The organism is Oceanicaulis sp. UBA6590, assembly GCF_002433705.1.
Lineage (GTDB): Bacteria > Pseudomonadota > Alphaproteobacteria > Caulobacterales > Maricaulaceae > Oceanicaulis.
In genome coordinates, this window is sequence record NZ_DJIQ01000022.1 from 201,305 (window position 1) to 218,475 (window position 17,171).

At 63.7% G+C, this 17,171-nt stretch carries 12 protein-coding genes; 10 read left to right on the forward strand and 2 right to left on the reverse strand.

Annotated elements, in window-relative coordinates:
- Positions 1-77 precede the first annotated feature (77 nt).
- Positions 78-1,322 (forward strand): hypothetical protein, encoded by a 1,245-nt coding sequence (locus B2Z70_RS04730; protein WP_292981621.1) that lies wholly within the window; start codon positions 78-80, stop codon positions 1,320-1,322.
- Between the two features lie 8 nt (positions 1,323-1,330).
- Here the strand turns inward: B2Z70_RS04730 and B2Z70_RS04735 are convergent, their stop codons facing one another.
- The gene (locus B2Z70_RS04735) at positions 1,331-1,516 is read right to left on the reverse strand and encodes a (2Fe-2S)-binding protein (protein ID WP_009802876.1); all 186 of its coding nucleotides are present in this window, start codon (positions 1,514-1,516) and stop codon (positions 1,331-1,333) included.
- A gap of 238 nt (positions 1,517-1,754) precedes the next feature.
- On the opposite strand from B2Z70_RS04735, the gene B2Z70_RS04740 reads away from it, so the two are divergent.
- The 8 genes from B2Z70_RS04740 to B2Z70_RS04775 all read left to right on the forward strand — a co-directional run bounded on the left by B2Z70_RS04740 (position 1,755) and on the right by B2Z70_RS04775 (position 14,229).
- A complete protein-coding gene (locus tag B2Z70_RS04740; protein WP_348764629.1) occupies positions 1,755-3,260 on the forward strand; it encodes an NAD(P)-dependent oxidoreductase in 1,506 nt (501 codons plus the stop codon).
- Positions 3,257-7,765 carry a glutamate synthase large subunit gene (gene gltB, locus B2Z70_RS04745; RefSeq protein WP_292981627.1) on the forward strand — a complete coding sequence of 1,503 codons (4,509 nt, stop codon included), beginning with the start codon at positions 3,257-3,259 and terminating at the stop codon, positions 7,763-7,765. The genes B2Z70_RS04740 and gltB overlap by 4 nt, the downstream gene beginning before the upstream one ends.
- Positions 7,766-8,341: 576 nt before the next feature.
- Entirely contained in the window at positions 8,342-8,707 is a 366-nt protein-coding gene (locus B2Z70_RS04750; protein WP_292981630.1) for a hypothetical protein, read from the forward strand.
- 287 nt (positions 8,708-8,994) lie between these two features.
- Positions 8,995-9,360: a hypothetical protein gene (locus B2Z70_RS04755; protein ID WP_292981633.1), complete on the forward strand. Its 366-nt coding sequence runs from the start codon at positions 8,995-8,997 to the stop codon at positions 9,358-9,360.
- Positions 9,361-9,371: 11 nt separating this feature from the next.
- Positions 9,372-10,112 (forward strand): M48 family metallopeptidase, encoded by a 741-nt coding sequence (locus B2Z70_RS04760; RefSeq protein ID WP_292981636.1) that lies wholly within the window; start codon positions 9,372-9,374, stop codon positions 10,110-10,112.
- Between the two features lie 128 nt (positions 10,113-10,240).
- The gene (locus B2Z70_RS04765; RefSeq protein WP_009802882.1) at positions 10,241-11,425 is read left to right on the forward strand and encodes an LL-diaminopimelate aminotransferase; all 1,185 of its coding nucleotides are present in this window, start codon (positions 10,241-10,243) and stop codon (positions 11,423-11,425) included.
- Positions 11,426-11,540: 115 nt separating this feature from the next.
- The gene (locus tag B2Z70_RS04770; protein ID WP_040613620.1) at positions 11,541-12,809 is read left to right on the forward strand and encodes a TadE/TadG family type IV pilus assembly protein; all 1,269 of its coding nucleotides are present in this window, start codon (positions 11,541-11,543) and stop codon (positions 12,807-12,809) included.
- A gap of 109 nt (positions 12,810-12,918) precedes the next feature.
- Positions 12,919-14,229 carry a TadE/TadG family type IV pilus assembly protein gene (locus B2Z70_RS04775; RefSeq protein WP_292981639.1) on the forward strand — a complete coding sequence of 437 codons (1,311 nt, stop codon included), beginning with the start codon at positions 12,919-12,921 and terminating at the stop codon, positions 14,227-14,229.
- Positions 14,230-14,303: 74 nt separating this feature from the next.
- Here the strand turns inward: B2Z70_RS04775 and B2Z70_RS04780 are convergent, their stop codons facing one another.
- Positions 14,304-16,025 carry a M28 family metallopeptidase gene (locus tag B2Z70_RS04780; protein ID WP_292981643.1) on the reverse strand — a complete coding sequence of 574 codons (1,722 nt, stop codon included), beginning with the start codon at positions 16,023-16,025 and terminating at the stop codon, positions 14,304-14,306.
- 190 nt (positions 16,026-16,215) lie between these two features.
- On the opposite strand from B2Z70_RS04780, the gene B2Z70_RS04785 reads away from it, so the two are divergent.
- Entirely contained in the window at positions 16,216-17,151 is a 936-nt protein-coding gene (locus B2Z70_RS04785) for a bile acid:sodium symporter family protein (protein WP_009802886.1), read from the forward strand.
- The last annotated feature ends 20 nt before the right edge of the window (positions 17,152-17,171 follow it).

Genomic DNA, 17,171 nt, shown 5'->3' on the forward strand with positions numbered 1-17,171 from the left:
TTCACTTTCAGAGCGCACGCTTCTGCTCTGTGATGGCCTAGCCTGCAGACCGAACTGTCTGGAGCGAAAGGACAGCAATGCCGAGGCCTGCCGAGATCCTCGCCTCAATCCGCGATCAGCTTCGCGGCTCCAAAAGCGTGGCGCTGGGCCAGTTCCAGATCATCAATCTGGATCTGATCAAGACTGTGGCCGGTGATCGCTGGGACGAACTCAAACAGAAGATCTTCGATGTCAGCGAGGCCTTCATCGCCCATCGCCTGCACGCCAGTGATGCTCTGTTCCGCTGTGACGAGGGCTTCCTGGTGGTGTTTGCGACGGACCGGGCGGATGTCGCAGAAGCGCAGGCGACCTGGATCTCCAATGACCTCAACCGCTTCTATGTGGGGGATGAGGTGTTTCGCAAGCTCAAGGTCCGCTCAAGAGCCTTGCGGCTGGATCAGTCCGAGCTGGCGGCCTTCTTCGCAGCCCAGGGCGTCAGCGCCACGGAGCCGTCCCGGGCCGGCGAGGAACGGGTCAAGCCGGAAGAGACCCGGTATCAGCCTGAAACCCTGCGCACCCGGGTGGCCTATGAGCCGGTCTATGACATCACGCGTCAGGCGCTGATCTCGTCTTTCTGCCTGCCGGTGCGCAATGTGGCCGGCGTGCTTCATTTCGGGCACCGCCATGAATACCCGTTCGAAGCGCATGTGACGGCCAAGCGGGATTTCGATGTCCAGATGCTGGTGCTGGATGCGCTGGAAGCCAGCTGGAGCAAGGGGCATGCGGCTGCGGTCTGTCTGACGCCGCACTATCGCACCCTGATCGATCCCCATGACCGGCAGGAGTATTTCGCCCGGCTCAAGGCCCTGCCCGAGCACCTGCACAAGGCGGTGACGATCCGGATAGACGGCACGCCGGATGGAGCGCCCATGGGGCGTTTGCAGGAAATCACGGGCACGCTGCGCACGCTGAAAATCAAATTCCTGGTGCATTGCCACGCGCTCGAGTTTGAAATCGAACGCTATGAAGACTGCGGGGTGCAGGCCTTTGGCGGCGCCTTGAAGGATTTGACCCGGGGCTCGCCAATGGGTGAGGAGCTCCAGACCGAGCTGGCCCGTTTCGTCGGACGGGCGGCGCGAATGGGGGCGGATGTGTATGCCGCGGCAGTTGCTCGGCAGACGAGTTTCGCGGTTCTCAGGGAGCTGGGCGTGCGCTGGTTCAGCGGCCCGTTCGTTGCGCCCCTACTCAGCAGATTGCCGCTTGTGCAGCCCTTGTCCGTAGCAGAGCTGGCCGGGCGGTCCGATAATCTGGATCGGCAGGAAACGCCCTTGCCGGCGGAATAGGGCGAGGCTCAGGCGGCCGCGCCGGCGGCCTCGGAACGGTCATGACCCATGACGCGGGCCGCTTCCTCAAAGCACCGGCCGCAACGCGGTTTCGCGCCACAGGCCTTGAAAGCGCTCGGCACGTCGCCAGCGCCATTCTTGGCGGCGTCCTTGAACTGGGCGCATTTCAGGGCGTTGCACAGGCAAACATACATGGCCGGGTCCGTTGAGCGATGCGACAGGGTGCGAACCAAAGCCTCTGAGTGAGACTGTGTCCGAAAATCATTCGCAATTAATCTACCCGTTCTTGCGAATGAGTGTCAACGGCGATGTGCGATGGTCCGCCGGAAAATGTTTCGCAGGTCTTAACGCCCTTGTTTCACAAGGCTCTGAACTAGTTTTCCCTTGGCTGAACAGGCTCATGCTTGCGCTTTGGGCGCTTCTCATGATGCAATGCAGCAAGAATGTCCGGGTCAAGAGCGTCCCCAAGACGCCGCGGACAAGCATGAGGAGACGGCTGTGCTGAAGTTTACGAGCACGGACCAGCGCTACCCGGACAAGCGGTCCGCGGACGAGCGCCGGGCCGACTTTAACGAGATCTATGCGCCTTTCAGCCTGGAGCAGGGTGAAGCGCAGGCGGAACGCTGTTCGCAATGCGGCGTGCCGTTCTGCCAGTCCGGCTGCCCGCTTCACAATGACATTCCCGACTGGCTCATGCTGGTCGCCGAGGGGCGTCTGGAAGAAGCCTATGAGCGCTCTTCGGCCACCTCCGCCATGCCCGAGATCTGTGGCCGAATCTGTCCGCAGGATCGTCTGTGCGAAGGCGCGTGCGTGATCGAGCAGTCCGGCCATGGCGCCGTGACCATCGGATCTGTCGAGACCTTCATCACTGAAACCGCCTGGAAGAACGGCTGGGTGAAACCCATTCGTCCGGTGCGCAAGACGGGCCTCAGCGTGGGGATTGTCGGTTCGGGCCCGGCAGGCCTGTCCGCTGCCGAGCGCCTGGCCCAGCATGGCCATGACGTGACGATCTATGAGCGTCAGGATCGCGCCGGCGGCCTGCTGATCTACGGCATTCCCAATTTCAAGCTCGACAAATCCGTCGTCGAACGCCGCACCAAGCGGCTCGAAGAAGGCGGCGTGGTCTTCAAGCTCAATTTCGAAGTGGGCAAGGACGCCACGCTCGAGCAGCTGCGCGAGCGCCATGACGCGGTGTTTGTGGGCGCCGGCGCCTATGCGGCCCGGGCGCTGACCTGCCCGGGCGGCGGCGGGCGCGGGCTGGTTGCGGCGCTTGATTATCTCACCGCGTCCAACAAGGCCGGTTTCGGCGAGGATGCGGAAGCGGGCGGACGGCTCGACGCGAAGGGTAAGCGTGTGCTGGTGATCGGCGGCGGGGACACCGCCATGGATTGCGTGCGGACCGCCATTCGTCAGGGCGCGTCCAGCGTGGCGTGCCTTTACCGCCGCGACCGCACCAACATGCCCGGCTCGGCCCGCGAAGTGGTCCATGCCGAGGAAGAGGGCGCCATGTTTGACTGGCTCAGCGCGCCCGCCGCCATTCTGGGGGATGCCGAGACCGCCACCGGCGTGCGCATTCAGAAGATGACGCTGGGCGCGCCCGACGCGTCTGGCCGCCGCCGTCCGGTGGCCATGCCGGGTCAGGAAGAGGACCGCAACGCGGACATGGTGATCGCGGCGCTGGGCTTTGAGCCGGAGAACTTCCCCGAAAGCCTCGGCGCTCAGGGTCTTGAGCTGAACCCGCGCGGCGCGATCCGCGTCACGGGTCGTTCACGCACCTCCATGCCCGGCGTCTATGCGGGCGGCGACGCCGTGCGCGGCGCGTCCCTGGTGGTCTGGGCCGTGAAAGACGGTCTGGACGCTGCTGAAACCATCCATGCCGATCTGATGGCGCGCGCAAAGACCGCGCAGTCCCAACCGATCGCGGAGCCTGCCGAATGAGCCAGTTTGATTACCTGCAAGAACGCCAGCGTCTGATCGATGCGGGCGCCTATGAGCTTGAAAGCGAGCGCTCGGCGTGCGGCGTCGGCCTGATCGCCGACATCAAGGGCGAGCCGCGCCGGGAAACCGTCGAGCTGGGTCTGAAAGCCCTCAAGGCGGTCTGGCACCGGGGCGCGGTGGATGCGGATGGCAAGACCGGCGACGGCGCCGGTCTGCGTCTGGGCATCGCTCAGGACTTCTTCAAGGCGGCGGTGGCGCGCACCGGGCACGAGCCCAGCGATCACGCCATTGGCGTGGGCATGGTCTTCCTGCCGCGGACTGATTTCGGGGCCCAGGAAAAGGGCCGCACCATTGTCGAGACAGAAGTCCTGCGCGCCGGGCTGCGCCTGTTCGGCTGGCGTCAGGTGCCGGTCGATCCGTCCTGTCTGGGCGCCAAGGCCGCCGCAACCCGTCCGGCGATTGAGCAGATCCTGTTCGAGGACACGACGGACCGGGGCGCGGATGAGCTCGAACGTGCGCTTTATCTGGTGCGTCGCCGGATCGAGCAGCGCGCCCGTCTGGAGGCGGTGCCCGAGTTGTATGTCTGTTCGCTGTCGGCGCGCGACGTCGTTTACAAGGGCATGTTCCTGGCCGAGGCCATCGACCAGTTCTATCCTGATCTGAAGGACGAGCGTTTCGTCTCCCCCTTCGCGATCTTCCACCAGCGCTATTCCACGAACACCTTCCCCGAATGGAAGCTGGCCCAGCCCTTCCGCATGCTCGCCCACAACGGCGAGATCAACACGCTCAAGGGCAATCGCAACTGGATGAAGAGCCATGAGATTCTCATGGCCCACTCCGCCTTCAAGGATGCCGAGGAAATCGTGCGTCCGGTGATCAGCCCCGGCGCATCAGACTCCGCCGCGCTTGATGAAGTGTTTGAAATTCTCGTCCGTGCTGGCCGCTCTGCGCCCATGGCGAAGACGCTTTTAATCCCAGAAGCCTGGTCCAAACGCGGCGAGATCATGCCCGGCGCCTGGCGGGGGCTTTATGAGTATTGCAACTCGGTGATGGAGCCCTGGGACGGGCCCGCCGCCGTGATTGCGTGCGATGGCCGTTGGGCGATTGCGGGCCTTGATCGCAATGGCTTGCGTCCGCTGCGCTGGTCGCTGTCCGAAGACGGGCTTCTGACCGTGGGCTCGGAAACCGGCATGGCCGAGCTTGAACCCGAACGCGTCATCGAGCGCGGCGCGGTGGCGCCGGGGCGGATGATTGCGGTGGATCTCGCCGAGGGCGGCTTCCTGCGCGAAAGCGAAATCCTTGATCAGCTCGCAGCCAAGCACCCGTACGAATCCTGGCTGAAGAATGTGCGCGAGATCGAGCGCGAAGTGGGCCCCGGTCCCGAGCCGCTCCTGTTCAGCGATGACGAGCGCGCCCGGCGTCAGGCCGCCGCCGGCATGACCATGGAGGAGATCGAGATCATCCTCTCTCCCATGGCCGAGGACGGCAAGGAAGCCATCGGCTCGATGGGCGATGACAGCCCGCTGGCGGTTTTGTCCAACCGCTATCGCCCGATCAGTCATTACTTCCGGCAGAACTTCTCCCAGGTCACCAACCCGCCCATCGACCCGCTGCGCGAAGGCCGGGTGATGAGTCTGAAGACCCGGTTCAAGAACCTTGGAAACGTGCTGGCCGAGGACGCGGCCCAGACCAATGTGTTCGTCCTGAACTCGCCGGTTCTGACCAATGGCATGTATGACCGCCTGCGCGCGGTGCTGGGCGAGGGCGTCGCCATTATCGACGTCACCTTGCTGGCGAAAGAAGCGACGGGCTCCGGCGCGGGGCTTCAGGCTGCGCTCGACCGGATTCGCACCGAAGCGGAAGAGGCGATCAATGAACGCGGCGCCCAGCATCTGATCCTGACTGACGAGCACCAGAACGAGCGCTTTGCGCCTGTGCCCATGGCGCTGGCCGTCGGCGCGGTTCACACGCACCTGACCCGCAAGGGGCTTCGCACCTATTGCTCGCTCAACGCCCGCACGTCCGAAGTGACCGACCCGCACGCGCTGGCGGTGCTGGTGGGTCTGGGGGCCACCACCGTGAACCCCTATATGGCGTTCGAGACCGTGGCGGCGCGATCCGAGCGCAATCTGGGTTCGCTGACGCCCGAGCAGAAAGCGAAAAACATGAAGGCCGCCTTTGATGCGGGCCTTCTCAAGATCATGTCCAAGATGGGCATTTCGGTGGTCAGCTCCTATCGCGGCGGCTGTAATTTCGAAGTGCTGGGCCTCAGCCGCGCCGTGGCGAGCGAGTATCTGGGCGGCGTCACCAGCCGGATTTCCGGCATTGGTCTGGCGGGGCTGGAATCCAAACTCGCAGAGCTGCACGCCTGGGCCTGGAGCCATGAGGACGCCGTGCGCCTGCCGGTGGGCGGTTTCTATCGCCAGCGCGCCTCGGGCGAGGCCCATGCGCTGGAAGCTAAATCCATCTCCTTGCTTCAAAAGGCTGTCCGCAACGAGGATTACAACGCCTATCGCGCCTATGTTCAGGCGCTCAATCACGAGCACCAGCCGATCCAGTTGCGTGATCTTCTCGAGCCGCGCCCGGTCAGCGCGCCGGTGGATTTGTCGCGCTGTGAGAGCGTGAACGAGATCCGCCAGCGCTTCGTCACGCCGGGCATGAGCCTGGGCGCGCTCAGCAAGGAAGCCCATGGCGCGCTCAATGTGGCCATGAACCGGATCGGCGCGAAGTCCGTCTCAGGCGAGGGCGGGGAAGACCCCGCGCGCTATCACCCGATGCCGAACGGCGACAATATGAACTCGGCGGTCAAGCAGGTGGCGTCCGGCCGCTTTGGCGTGACGGCCGAATATCTCAACCAGTGCCGCGAGATCGAGATCAAGGTGGCTCAGGGCGCCAAGCCCGGCGAGGGCGGGCAATTGCCCGGCTTCAAGGTGACCGGCTTCATCGCGAAAATGCGCCATGCGACGCCGGGCGCGACGCTGATCAGTCCGCCGCCGCACCATGATATCTATTCGATCGAGGATCTGGCGCAGCTCATTTATGACCTCAAGCAGATCAACCCGATTGCGCGCGTCTGCGTGAAGCTTGTCTCTGCGGCGGGTGTGGGCGCGGTTGCGGCGGGGGTGGCCAAGGCTCATGCCGATGTGATCCTGATCTCGGGCAGTGTGGGCGGCACGGGCGCCAGCCCGCAAACCTCGATCAAGTTCGCGGGCGCACCGCTGGAGCTGGGGCTGTCCGAAGCCCATCAGGTGCTGTCGCTCAACGGCTTGCGGGAACGGGTGACCCTGCGCGCGGATGGCGGCATCCGCACCGGGCGCGATGTGGTGATCGCGGCCATGCTGGGCGCGGAAGAGTTCGGCGTCGGCACGACCTCTCTCGTGGCGCTGGGCTGTCTGATGGTGCGCCAGTGCCATTCCAACACCTGCCCGGTGGGCGTGTGCACCCAGGATGAAGAGCTGCGCAAGCGCTTTGCCGGCCTTGCCGACCATGTGGTCAATCTGATGACCTTCATCGCCCGTGACACCCGCGAGATTCTCGCAAGCCTCGGGGCGGAGCGTCTGGAAGACGTGATCGGCCGGGCGGATCTTCTGGATCAGGTCAGCCGCGGCGCGGATCATCTCGATGATCTTGATCTCAACCCGCTCTTGGTGCGCGTGGACCCGCAGGCGCGGCCGCCGCGCTCGACCCGCACGCAACGCAATCCGGTTGCTCCGGCGCTTGATGAACAGATCCTCAAGGACGCCGAGCCGGTCTTCTCACGGCGTGAGAAGATGCAGCTGGTCTATGACGTGAAGAACACCGACCGTGCCGTTGGCGCGCGGGTGTCATCTGAAATCGTGCGTACCTTCGGCCCCGAAGGACTCGAAGACGGCCAGCTCACCCTGCGCCTGCGCGGCTCGGCGGGGCAATCGCTCGGCGCCTTCTCGGCCAAGGGCCTCAGGATCGAGCTGGAAGGCGACGCCAACGATTATGTGGGCAAGGGCCTGTCGGGCGCGACGCTGGCCATCCGCTCGTTTGGCGGATGCAAGGAGCATCGCCCCGGCGATGCCATCATCGGCAATACCGTGCTTTATGGCGCAACGTCAGGTCGGCTGTTCGCCGCAGGCGGGGCGGGCCAGCGTTTTGCCGTGCGGAACTCTGGCGCGACCGTGGTGGTGGAAGGCTGCGGCGCCAATGGTTGTGAATACATGACCGGCGGCGTCGCGGTGATCCTGGGTAAGGTCGGGGACAATTTCGCCGCGGGCATGACCGGCGGGGAAGCCTTTGTGCTCGATGAGCAGGACCGGCTGGAGCCGCGCCTCAACCCTGAAAGCGTTGGTGTTCATGTGCTGGCGGGCGAGGCCGAGGCCCGCTGCCGCGCGCTGATCGAGGATCATTACGCCGCGACCGGCAGCCTGCACGCCGCCGCCATCCTTAATGACTGGGAAACCCGCAAGCTCGCCATCCGCCACATCGTCCCCTTCCCACCCGCTACGGGCATGGAGGCGCAGGAGAAACGCGCTTAGGGTGGGGCTGTCGGTAAGTTAGGCACGGAAGTCGTGCGTCTGTTATCTGGGCAGGTTGCCTCGTAGGTGGACGCAAACACTGTGGCAGCTTTGAGCGCAACAGGTCTGCACGTGTGAGTTCATGCGGCAGGTGATGCCATCTTGTTTTGTACGTGCCCTCCCTGGGTGTTGTTTTGCATGGCACTGAAGAAATACAACACATAGGACCTGTCCCGCCGAAAATTGAGAGTGGACAGCGATGATTGGCTTTAGGGTGTTACTATCGTTATTTCTGTTGAGTGTTTTTATTTCAACTTCAATTGTTTTGGCTTATTTGGCGTTACTCTTTTTAAAGGGTGGGCTTGATAGGGATTCGTTTTCTATTTCGGGGTTAATGTTTGTTTTCGTTTTCATTGTATCGTATTTAGCGTTGTTACTGGCTGTAATGTTTGGCGGGGATAAAAATGGTTAATATGTGGAAGCGTCCTGCGTATTCTCAGCCGGAAACGGTGCAATGAGGTCGTGTTCTGAACTCGCCATCCGCCACATCGTGCCTTTCTCGCCTTTCACGGGCATGTAGGCGCATAGGGTGTCGCTATGACTCGCCTTCTTGATGCCCCTTATTGGCTGGCGGCGGCTTTGCTCGTCGTCGGTCTGGGCTGGACCGCCTCGGCGGGCCTTCTGGTGACGACGCACTGGAGCGCGCTGCTCGGCCCGTTTGTCGGCACGGCGGCGCTTGTGGGGCTGGGCTTCATCAATCGCGAGCGCTGGCGCGCCGCGCCGACGCTGTGGCGAACCCGAACGAGCCTCGCCGCGCTCGCATCTGCGCTGGTCAGCGTCATCATCGCCGCCTGGCTTTTTGGCCCCGCCGTGATCGGCATTGGCCTGCAACTGGGCGGTCTGGTCGGCTTTGCAGGGCCGATGATGTTCGCGGCGCGGATTCCCATGCCGAAACAGGAGTGATCGGAGATGCCGTATTGGGTAAAAGCGGTTGCAAATTACATACTTATTGCCCTAACTCTATGTTCTGCTTTATTGTTATTTTATTTTTCATTTATTGATTGCAATGAGGGTTTAAAAAATACAGTGGAGTGGTGATGTTTATATTTACTATTATCTGTATGTTTGCACCCCAAGTTGATAGCGAAGAGCATTAAGCTGCTACCGCCTACATGCTGACCGCAAGTCATCACCCCCTCCCACCAAAGCCTGATCTGGCGCGGGTGCGCGACGCGGTCTAAGCTCGCCTCATGTTTGCACGGATCAATCATCCCCTGGTCTGGGGCGTTCTGATGATGCTGGCGGGCGCGGGCGGGCTTTTGGCCCAGGGCGCGCTCGAGGGCGTCGGCCTGCCCGCCTATCTGGCGCTGATCGCCAGCCTTGTGGCGCTGCCAGGATTCACCTGGGTGTCGCGGGCGCGCTGGAGCGGCGCGCAAGAGCGTACGCTGGGCCGCATCGTTGTCATTGCGCTCATCGTCTACGGCCTTGTGATGGCGTTCATGACGCTGGCGGCGGGCCGGGTGGAGCTGGCGCCTTTTGCGGGCCTGTTTGTGGGCGGGGCGGTGATGCTGCTGGGGCTGCACGCGGTGGCGCTGAACGCGCCCCGATCGGCCTGAGGCGCTTGCCCGTGAGCCGGGACAGTGCGCAGGTGCGCCAGATCGAGCTGCCCGACCGGGATTTGCTCTATACGCTCAAACGCTCCCATCGCCGCAAGACCATTGGCCTGAAGGTCAGTGAGGACGGTTTGACCGTCACCCTGCCGGCGCGCGTCAGCGTGGCCGAGGCCGACGCCGTGGTGCGCGAGAAGGCGGGCTGGGTCATCGACCGGCTGGAAAAGCGTCAGGCGCGCACCGCGCCCGCCCTGCGCGGGGTGGATGGCGAACGGGTGGGCTGGCTGGGCAAGGATTTGCGCCTGTCGGTGCTCCCCCATGACAAGGCCCGCACTGTAGTGACCCGCACCGAGGCCGAAGTCATCGTGCATGTGGACAGGCATCTTGATCCGTCTGACAGCCGCAAGGCGGTGCTGGCCGCGCTCAAGCGCTGGCGCAAGGCCGAAGCCCTCGCCCTGATGACGCCCAAGCTTGAAGCCTATGCCAAGACGCTGGGCGCGAAGCGACCGAAAGTCAGCGTGCGCGAGCAGAAGGCGCGCTGGGGCTCGTGCTCGTCAGACGGCTCGATCCGCATGAATGCGCGCCTGATCGCCTATACCGAAGCGCTGATTGATTATGTCTGCGCGCATGAGGCCTGCCATCTTCTGGTGATGGATCACTCGCCGCGCTTTCATGCGCTGCTCGACAGACTGATGCCCGACCAGCACCGCCGCCGTCGCGCCCTGCGCGAGACGCGGCCCGCCGGCGGGGCGTTCTAGTCGAGAAACCGCGTTTTGCGCATGAATGTCCGTGCAATTCATCGCTTCGCCACAGCTGCGCCCCATTGACGCCCTCCGGGGCGTGCGGAGTACGCTGCAGACGCATTCAAGCAGGGCGATTTGAACCGATGTCTCAACAGGAAGAGTTTTACCGCGAGCGGCGCCTGCCGCCTTACGTGTTCGCTGAAGTGAACCGGATGAAGCAGGCCTATCGCGCCGAGGGCCGCGACGTCATCGATTTCGGCATGGGCAATCCCGATCTCGCTCCCGCCCCGCACATCATCGCCAAGCTTGCCGAGGTTGCCGCCGATCCGCGCGCGCACCGCTATTCCGCCAGCCAGGGCGTGCCGTCCCTGCGCAAGGCGCTCGCGCGTTATTACGAGCGCCGTTTCAATGTGGGACTCGACCCCAATACCGAGGTCTGCGTCACGCTGGGCTCCAAGGAAGGGCTCGCCAACCTCGCCCAGGCGATCACCGCGCCGGGCGATGTGATCCTCGTGCCCGATCCGTCCTATCCGATCCATATGTTCGGCTTCCTGATCGCCGGCGCCGCCGTGCGGCCGGTCGGCTTCAAGGATCCCGAGGATTTCCTGCGCGAGGCGGTGCATGCCTGCCGCCGCTCGATCCCGGCGCCGTCGGCGCTGGTGCTGAACTTCCCGTCGAACCCGACTGCCCAGGTCGTCGATCTCGACTTCTACAAAGAGGCCGTGCGCATTGCGAAGGAGAACGACCTCGTTCTCATTTCCGACCTTGCGTATTCGGAGATCTATTTTGATGGCAATCCGCCGCCTTCGATCCTCGAGGTCGAGGGCGCCAAGGATGTGGCGGTGGAGTTCACCTCCATGTCCAAGACCTATTCCATGCCCGGCTGGCGCATGGGCTTTGCGGCGGGGTCATCGCGGCTTGTGGACGCGCTCAAGCGGGTGAAATCCTATCTCGACTATGGCGCGTTCACCCCGATCCAGATCGCGGCGGTGGCGGCGCTCGATGGTCCGCAGGACCATGTGGTCGAGGCGCGCGAGATCTACAAGAAGCGCCGCGACGTGCTGGTGGAAAGCTTTGGCCGCGCCGGGTTCGACATTCCCAGCCCGCCCGCGACCATGTTCGCCTGGGCGCCGATCCCCGAACGCTTCGCGCATCTGGGCTCGGTGGAGTTCGCCAAGAAGCTGCTGGAAGAAACCGATGTGGCCGTCGCGCCGGGGCTGGGCTTTGGCGAGCGCGGCGACGGCCATGTGCGCCTGGCGGTCGTGGAGAACGAGCAGCGCATCCGCCAGGCGGCGCGCGCCCTGAAGGGCTTTTTCGCCCAGGGTTAGCGGCCCGACTCGAAACAGGGTAAACGCAACGCTTACCCTGTTTCTTTTCAATGTTTTAATGGGGGTGAGCGAAGTCTTGATCCGTTTTGCGCGTTGTCGCAACGAGGGTCGGGACATGCGGTCGCTTTTGAGACATTTCACACAGGATGTGCGCGGCAATGTGGCGATGATGTTCGCCATGTTGCTGGGTCCGCTCGTCGTCAGCGTGGGCGGGGCGCTCGATTATTCGCGCACCTTCACCATCGGCGCCGAGATCCAGTCCGCCATGGATGCGGGAACGCTCGCCGCCGCCTCGCTGTCCCAGGGCGAAGACCCTGAAACCATTGTGCGCAATTACATCACGGCCGCGCTGTCCGAGCATAATGGCGTGCTCGAGCGGCTGAATGTTCAGGTCAGCTCCGACCTCGCCATCAACTCGCGCGAAGTGACGGCGGACGCCGTGATCAGCGTGCCCACGCTGATGCTGGGCATTATCGGGTATGACGCATTGACGCTGAACCGCGTCTCCGAGGCCAATGAGCGGGTGCGCAACCTGGAAATTTCACTGGTGCTGGACATTTCCGGCTCCATGAGCGGCTCCAAGATCACGGCCTTGCGGGACGCGGCCGAGGAGTTTGTGGGCGTGATGATGGACCCCGATCTGGAGGGCCTCACCAGCCTGTCGGTCATTCCCTATAATGGCGGCGTGCGCCTGCCCCAGACCGTGACCAATGACCTGGTCCCGGGCACGCCCAATGACAGCGGCTGTCTCGAGCTGGGCGTCTCTGATCCGGTCACGATGGATCTCGCTGCGAACGGGTATGACTGGCTCGACTGGCAGGATCGCGACCAGCGGGGCTGGCGCTCTTCCGCCTTCTGTCCGGAGGAGAATGAAGCCACGGTCTTTCTGGAACAGACCCCGTCGGTGCTGGTGAATCTGATCCGTGATCTGGATGCGGGCGGCAATACGGGACTGGATGTGGCGACCGCCTGGGGCGCCCGGGCGCTTGACCCGGCCTGGCGCGGACGGCTGGGGGGCGACTTCGCGTCCCGTCCCGCCGCCTATGACGACCCTTCGACCATGAAGGTGCTGGTGGTGATGACCGATGGGGCGGCGACCGCCCAGATCCGCCGCGCCCAGAACTGGTATGGCGACTGGTACAGCTATGAAATCTACAGCGCTTCGCAGGCGCGCGATAACATGGCGGACGCCTGCGATGCGGCCGAGGCGGAGGGCGTGCACATCTACACCATCGCCTTTCAGGTTTCAGGCTCGACCAACCGCAATCTGATGCGCGACTGCGCCAGTCGGCCCGAGAACTATTACGCGGTTGAAAATCTGGATATTTCCGCCGCCTTCAACTCGATTGCGGCGGATCTCAACAATCTGCGGCTGGCGCGCTAACGCGGTTAACAAGTCGTAAATTATTGTTTTAACTGGATTTTGGTCCGTTTGTTGCAAGCTCTGTCTACGCGTGTTCCGGCTTGGAACGGTGTTTTGCGTAGGACGGCTCATGAGCGTGCTCGGACGGATTTTTTCTCGCTGGTCAGATGACCGCCGCGGCAATGTCGCCATCATCATGGCGCTGTGCTCGGGCGTGCTGGTGACCGCGGTGGGCGGCGCTCTGGATTATTCGCGCAGCACCACCGTCAGCTCCGAGCTTCAGAGCGCGCTGGATTCCGGCGCGCTGGCCGCCGCCTCCCTGACACAGGACCGTAATCCCGAGGACGTCGTGCGCGCCTATGTGGAGGCCGCCCTGGCCGATCATCCCCAATTGCTGGCCAGCCTGCAGCTGGATGTGGTTGCGGACATCTCGCTCAACTCCCGCGTTGTGAACGCGACCGCCTCCGTCGCCATGCCCACGACCATGCTGGGTCTGGTGGGCATCAACACGCTGACGCTGGAACACGCCAGCGAAGCCATCGAGCAGGTGCGCGATGTGGAGATCTCGCTCGTGCTTGACGTGTCAGGCTCGATGGGCGGCTCCAAGATCAATGCCCTGCAGGATGCAGCCATCGAATTTGTCGAGATCGTGCTGGCGGCGGACGCCGCCGAGCGGACCTCGATTTCCGTCATTCCCTACAATGGCGGCGTGCGCACGCCGCGCGAGGTCAATCAGGACATTGTCAGCGGCAACAACAATCATCGCCGTCAGTCCGGCTGTGTGGACATGGGAACGGACTATCCTGTCGAGATGACGCTGCCTTACCGGGGGATGGAATTCACCGAGTATTACGGCAGCGAGCAGACCGGCAACAGCTACTCGGCCTTCTGTCCGCGCAACAATATGGAATCCGAATTCCTGTCCCAGAATGAAGGGCGCCTGCGCGGTCTGATCAATTCGCTGCGCGCGGAAGGCAATACCGGTCTCGATGTGGCCACCATGTGGGGCGCGCGGGCGCTCGACCCGGCCTGGCGCGGGAATCTGGGGGGCAGTTTCTCCGATCGTCCGGCGTCCTATGATGATCGCGACACCATCAAGATTCTGGTGGTGATGACCGATGGTGAGGCGACGGCCCAGATCCGCAGCGAGGAGTACACCTATTATGACTGGTGGGGGCGCGAACGGACCGGCACGCGCAGTTATGAGCTCTACTCCGCCCGTCAGGCGCGCGAGAACATGGCCGAGGCGTGCGACATTGCCGATGGCAACGGGGTGCAGATCTACACCATCGCCTTCCAGCTGAGCGGTCAGACCAATCGCGACCTGATGCGCAACTGCGCCAACAAGCCCCAGAACTATTATCAGGTGGAAAATCTCGATATCGCCGAGGCTTTCTCCTCCATCGCCGCCGACATCAACCGCCTGCGCCTGACGCGCTAGGCAGGACGTCGGACCCACAAAAGAAGCCCGGACGGCTGACCGTCCGGGCTTTCTCGTGTCAGCGTATGAGGTCGCTAGTCCTGCATCATCGCATCGCGGATGGCGCGGAACTCGTTCTCCTCATACCAGTTGGGCCAGTCCTCGGAGTCGGTCAGACGACGCGAGACGCGGTACATCAGCTCGGTGGACTGCACGAAGCCGCTCATGTCCCAGTTCGGGTCAAACTCGTCGGCAGGCTTGTGATAGGCCTGAAGGCGGTAGGCCGCTTCGATCTGCGCGCCGTAATCTTCGCCGCCTTCTTCAGCGACAGACCCGGAATCCGCGTACAGCATCGGCACGCCGCGACGGGCGAGGGTGACGTGGTCGGAGCGATAGAAATAGCCCGCCTCCGGATTGGGATCGGGGCTGAGATACATGCCGTCCGCTTCCGCTTCGAGGCGCAGCAGGTCCTCAAGTTCGGAGGCGCCATAACCGATCACCACGATATCCTCGGTGCGGCCGATCGGCAGAATGCCGTCAAAGTTGAACCCGGCGACGGTCTGATCCAGCGGGATCAGCGGGTTCTGGGCGTAGTATTCCGAGCCCAGAAGGCCCTGTTCCTCGGCGGTCACGGCCACGAAGATCACCGAGCGCTCGGGCGGCGTGTCGGACTTGGCGTAGGCTTCGGCCAGCTCCAGCATGGCGGACACGCCCGTCGCGTTGTCCACGGCTCCGTTATAGATCTGGTCGTCGCCCGCAAAGTTCAGACGGATGCCGATATGGTCCCAATGGGCCATGAACAGCACGAACTCGTCCGGGCGTTCAGACCCTTCAACCATGCCTGCGACATTGTTCGAGGTCAGGGTGCGCAGCGAATTGCTGAGCGAAGCGCTCAGGCTGGCGCGGCCCATGTCCACCGGTTCGAAATCCGGGCTCAACGCCGAGGCGCTCAGCTCTGCGAAGTCGAGATCGAGCGCGTCGAACAGCTCGGCCGCTTTCTCTTCAGTGATCCAGGCCTGGACATCGGCGCGTTCCTGACCGGCGGAGGAGGCGAGGGTGAATTGCGGGCCGGACCAGCTCGACTGCACCGTGCCCCAGGGATAGGCCGCCGGGGCGGTCTGGTGAACGATGATCGCGCCCTCGGCGCCCTGACGGGCGGCTTCTTCGTACTTGTAGGTCCAGCGACCGTAATAGGTCATGGCCGAGCCGTTGAAGAGCCCGGAATCGGGATCGGCGAAGCCCGGATCATTGATCAGGATGACCACCGTCTTGCCGGTGACGTCCACGCCTTCATAGTCATTCCAGCCATATTCAGGCGCAACGACGCCGTAGCCGACGAAGACGAGGTCGGAATCAGACAGGCTGACCTGTTCTTCGGGGTTCTGGGACCAGTAGACCACGTCCACATTGGTCTGAAGGCCCATGGGTTCGCCATCAATGGTGATGTCAAAGCTCGAGGCGGTCTCGTCGAGCGTGGATTCGATGAGCGGCACCGGCTGGTACCAGCCGCGCTCCTCGCCGGCCGGCTCGAGGCCGATCGCGTCCATTTCCTCGGCAATCCAGGTCGCCGCCTGTTCGCCATGCTCGGACGCGGGTCCGCGGCCTTCGAAACGGTCATCGGCAAGGGCGGAAATCCGATAGGCGAAGTCCGCCTCGGTGATCGCGGCATCGCTCGCCTGGTGGGCGGGATAGGCGTTGGAGGCTTCGCTGGTCCCGGACGCCGCGGCGGCGTCCTCGCTCTGCGGCGCGGGCGCCGGGTCGCTGCACGCCGTCAGCGCCAGCGCGGCGACACCAGACGTTATAAAGTAACGTAACATTGTGACTCCCCACATGAATTCCTGATGCGTGCATCGTGCATTGATCCCCTGAACGCGCAAGCCCGGCCCGCTGAGGGTCTCGACACTGGCGGTCAAAGCGGTCACTCTGGGGGTGAACAATGTTCACTCGCCCGAAGAGGCGGGGACGGTCCGACAGGCTCGGACCTCGCAGCGGGAGGAGAGGCGCGCCATGGATATAGCAGCGCTGGATGCGGTGCAGATTGAACTCGCGCCAGGGGCAAGCCTGATCCTGCCAGCCATTCTGGCGATCCTGATGTTCGCCGTGGCGCTGGATGTTCATGTGGGGGATTTCGCCCAGCTCAGAACGCGACCCGGACGCTTTCTCGGCGCGGCGGCCGCTCAGATCATCGGCTTGCCGCTCGTGACCCTCGCCTTGATCCATGTGCTGTCCCCGCCGCCGTCGATCGCGCTGGGGATGATCGTGGTGGCGTGTTGTCCGGGCGGGAATGTGTCGAACTTCCTCACCCATCTGGCGCGCGGGGACACCGCGCTCTCCGTCTCGCTGACCGCGACGTCCAGCCTCGCCGCCGCGCTCTTGACCCCGGTCTCGATCCTGTTCTGGACGTCGCTCTATGGCCCGGCGGACGCCCTGGTGGAGTCCATCGAGGTCTCGCCCATCCCCTTTGTCCTGCAGACAACGCTTCTGCTCGCCGTGCCGCTGGCGATCGGCATGGGGATCGCGCATCGGTTTCCCAGGACCGCGCACCGGCTGCGCCCTGTATTTCTGGTCGCCGGGCTTCTGGGGCTGGCGAGCATGGTGATTGGCGGGGTGAGCACGAACTGGGCGCTTTTCACCGCGACGGCGGGCAGTGTGCTGGTCATCGCCATGATCCACAATGCGGTGGCGTTTGGCGTGGGCGCGGCGTCGGCGCGCCTTCTGGGCTTTGAAACCGCCGGACGGCGCTCGGTGACCTTCGAGGTGGGCATCCAGAACACCGGGCTGGGCCTTGTCATCCTGCTGGGCCAGTTCGAGGGCGTGGGCGGAGCGGCGGCCATCACAGCGCTTTGGGCGGTCTGGCATCTGTTCAGCGGCGGCGCGCTCGCCGGCTTCTATCGCGGGCTCGACTGGGTCCGATCACAAAAGAGCGCCGAAACGGCGCCATAGCTTCATTCGGGAGGAGACGA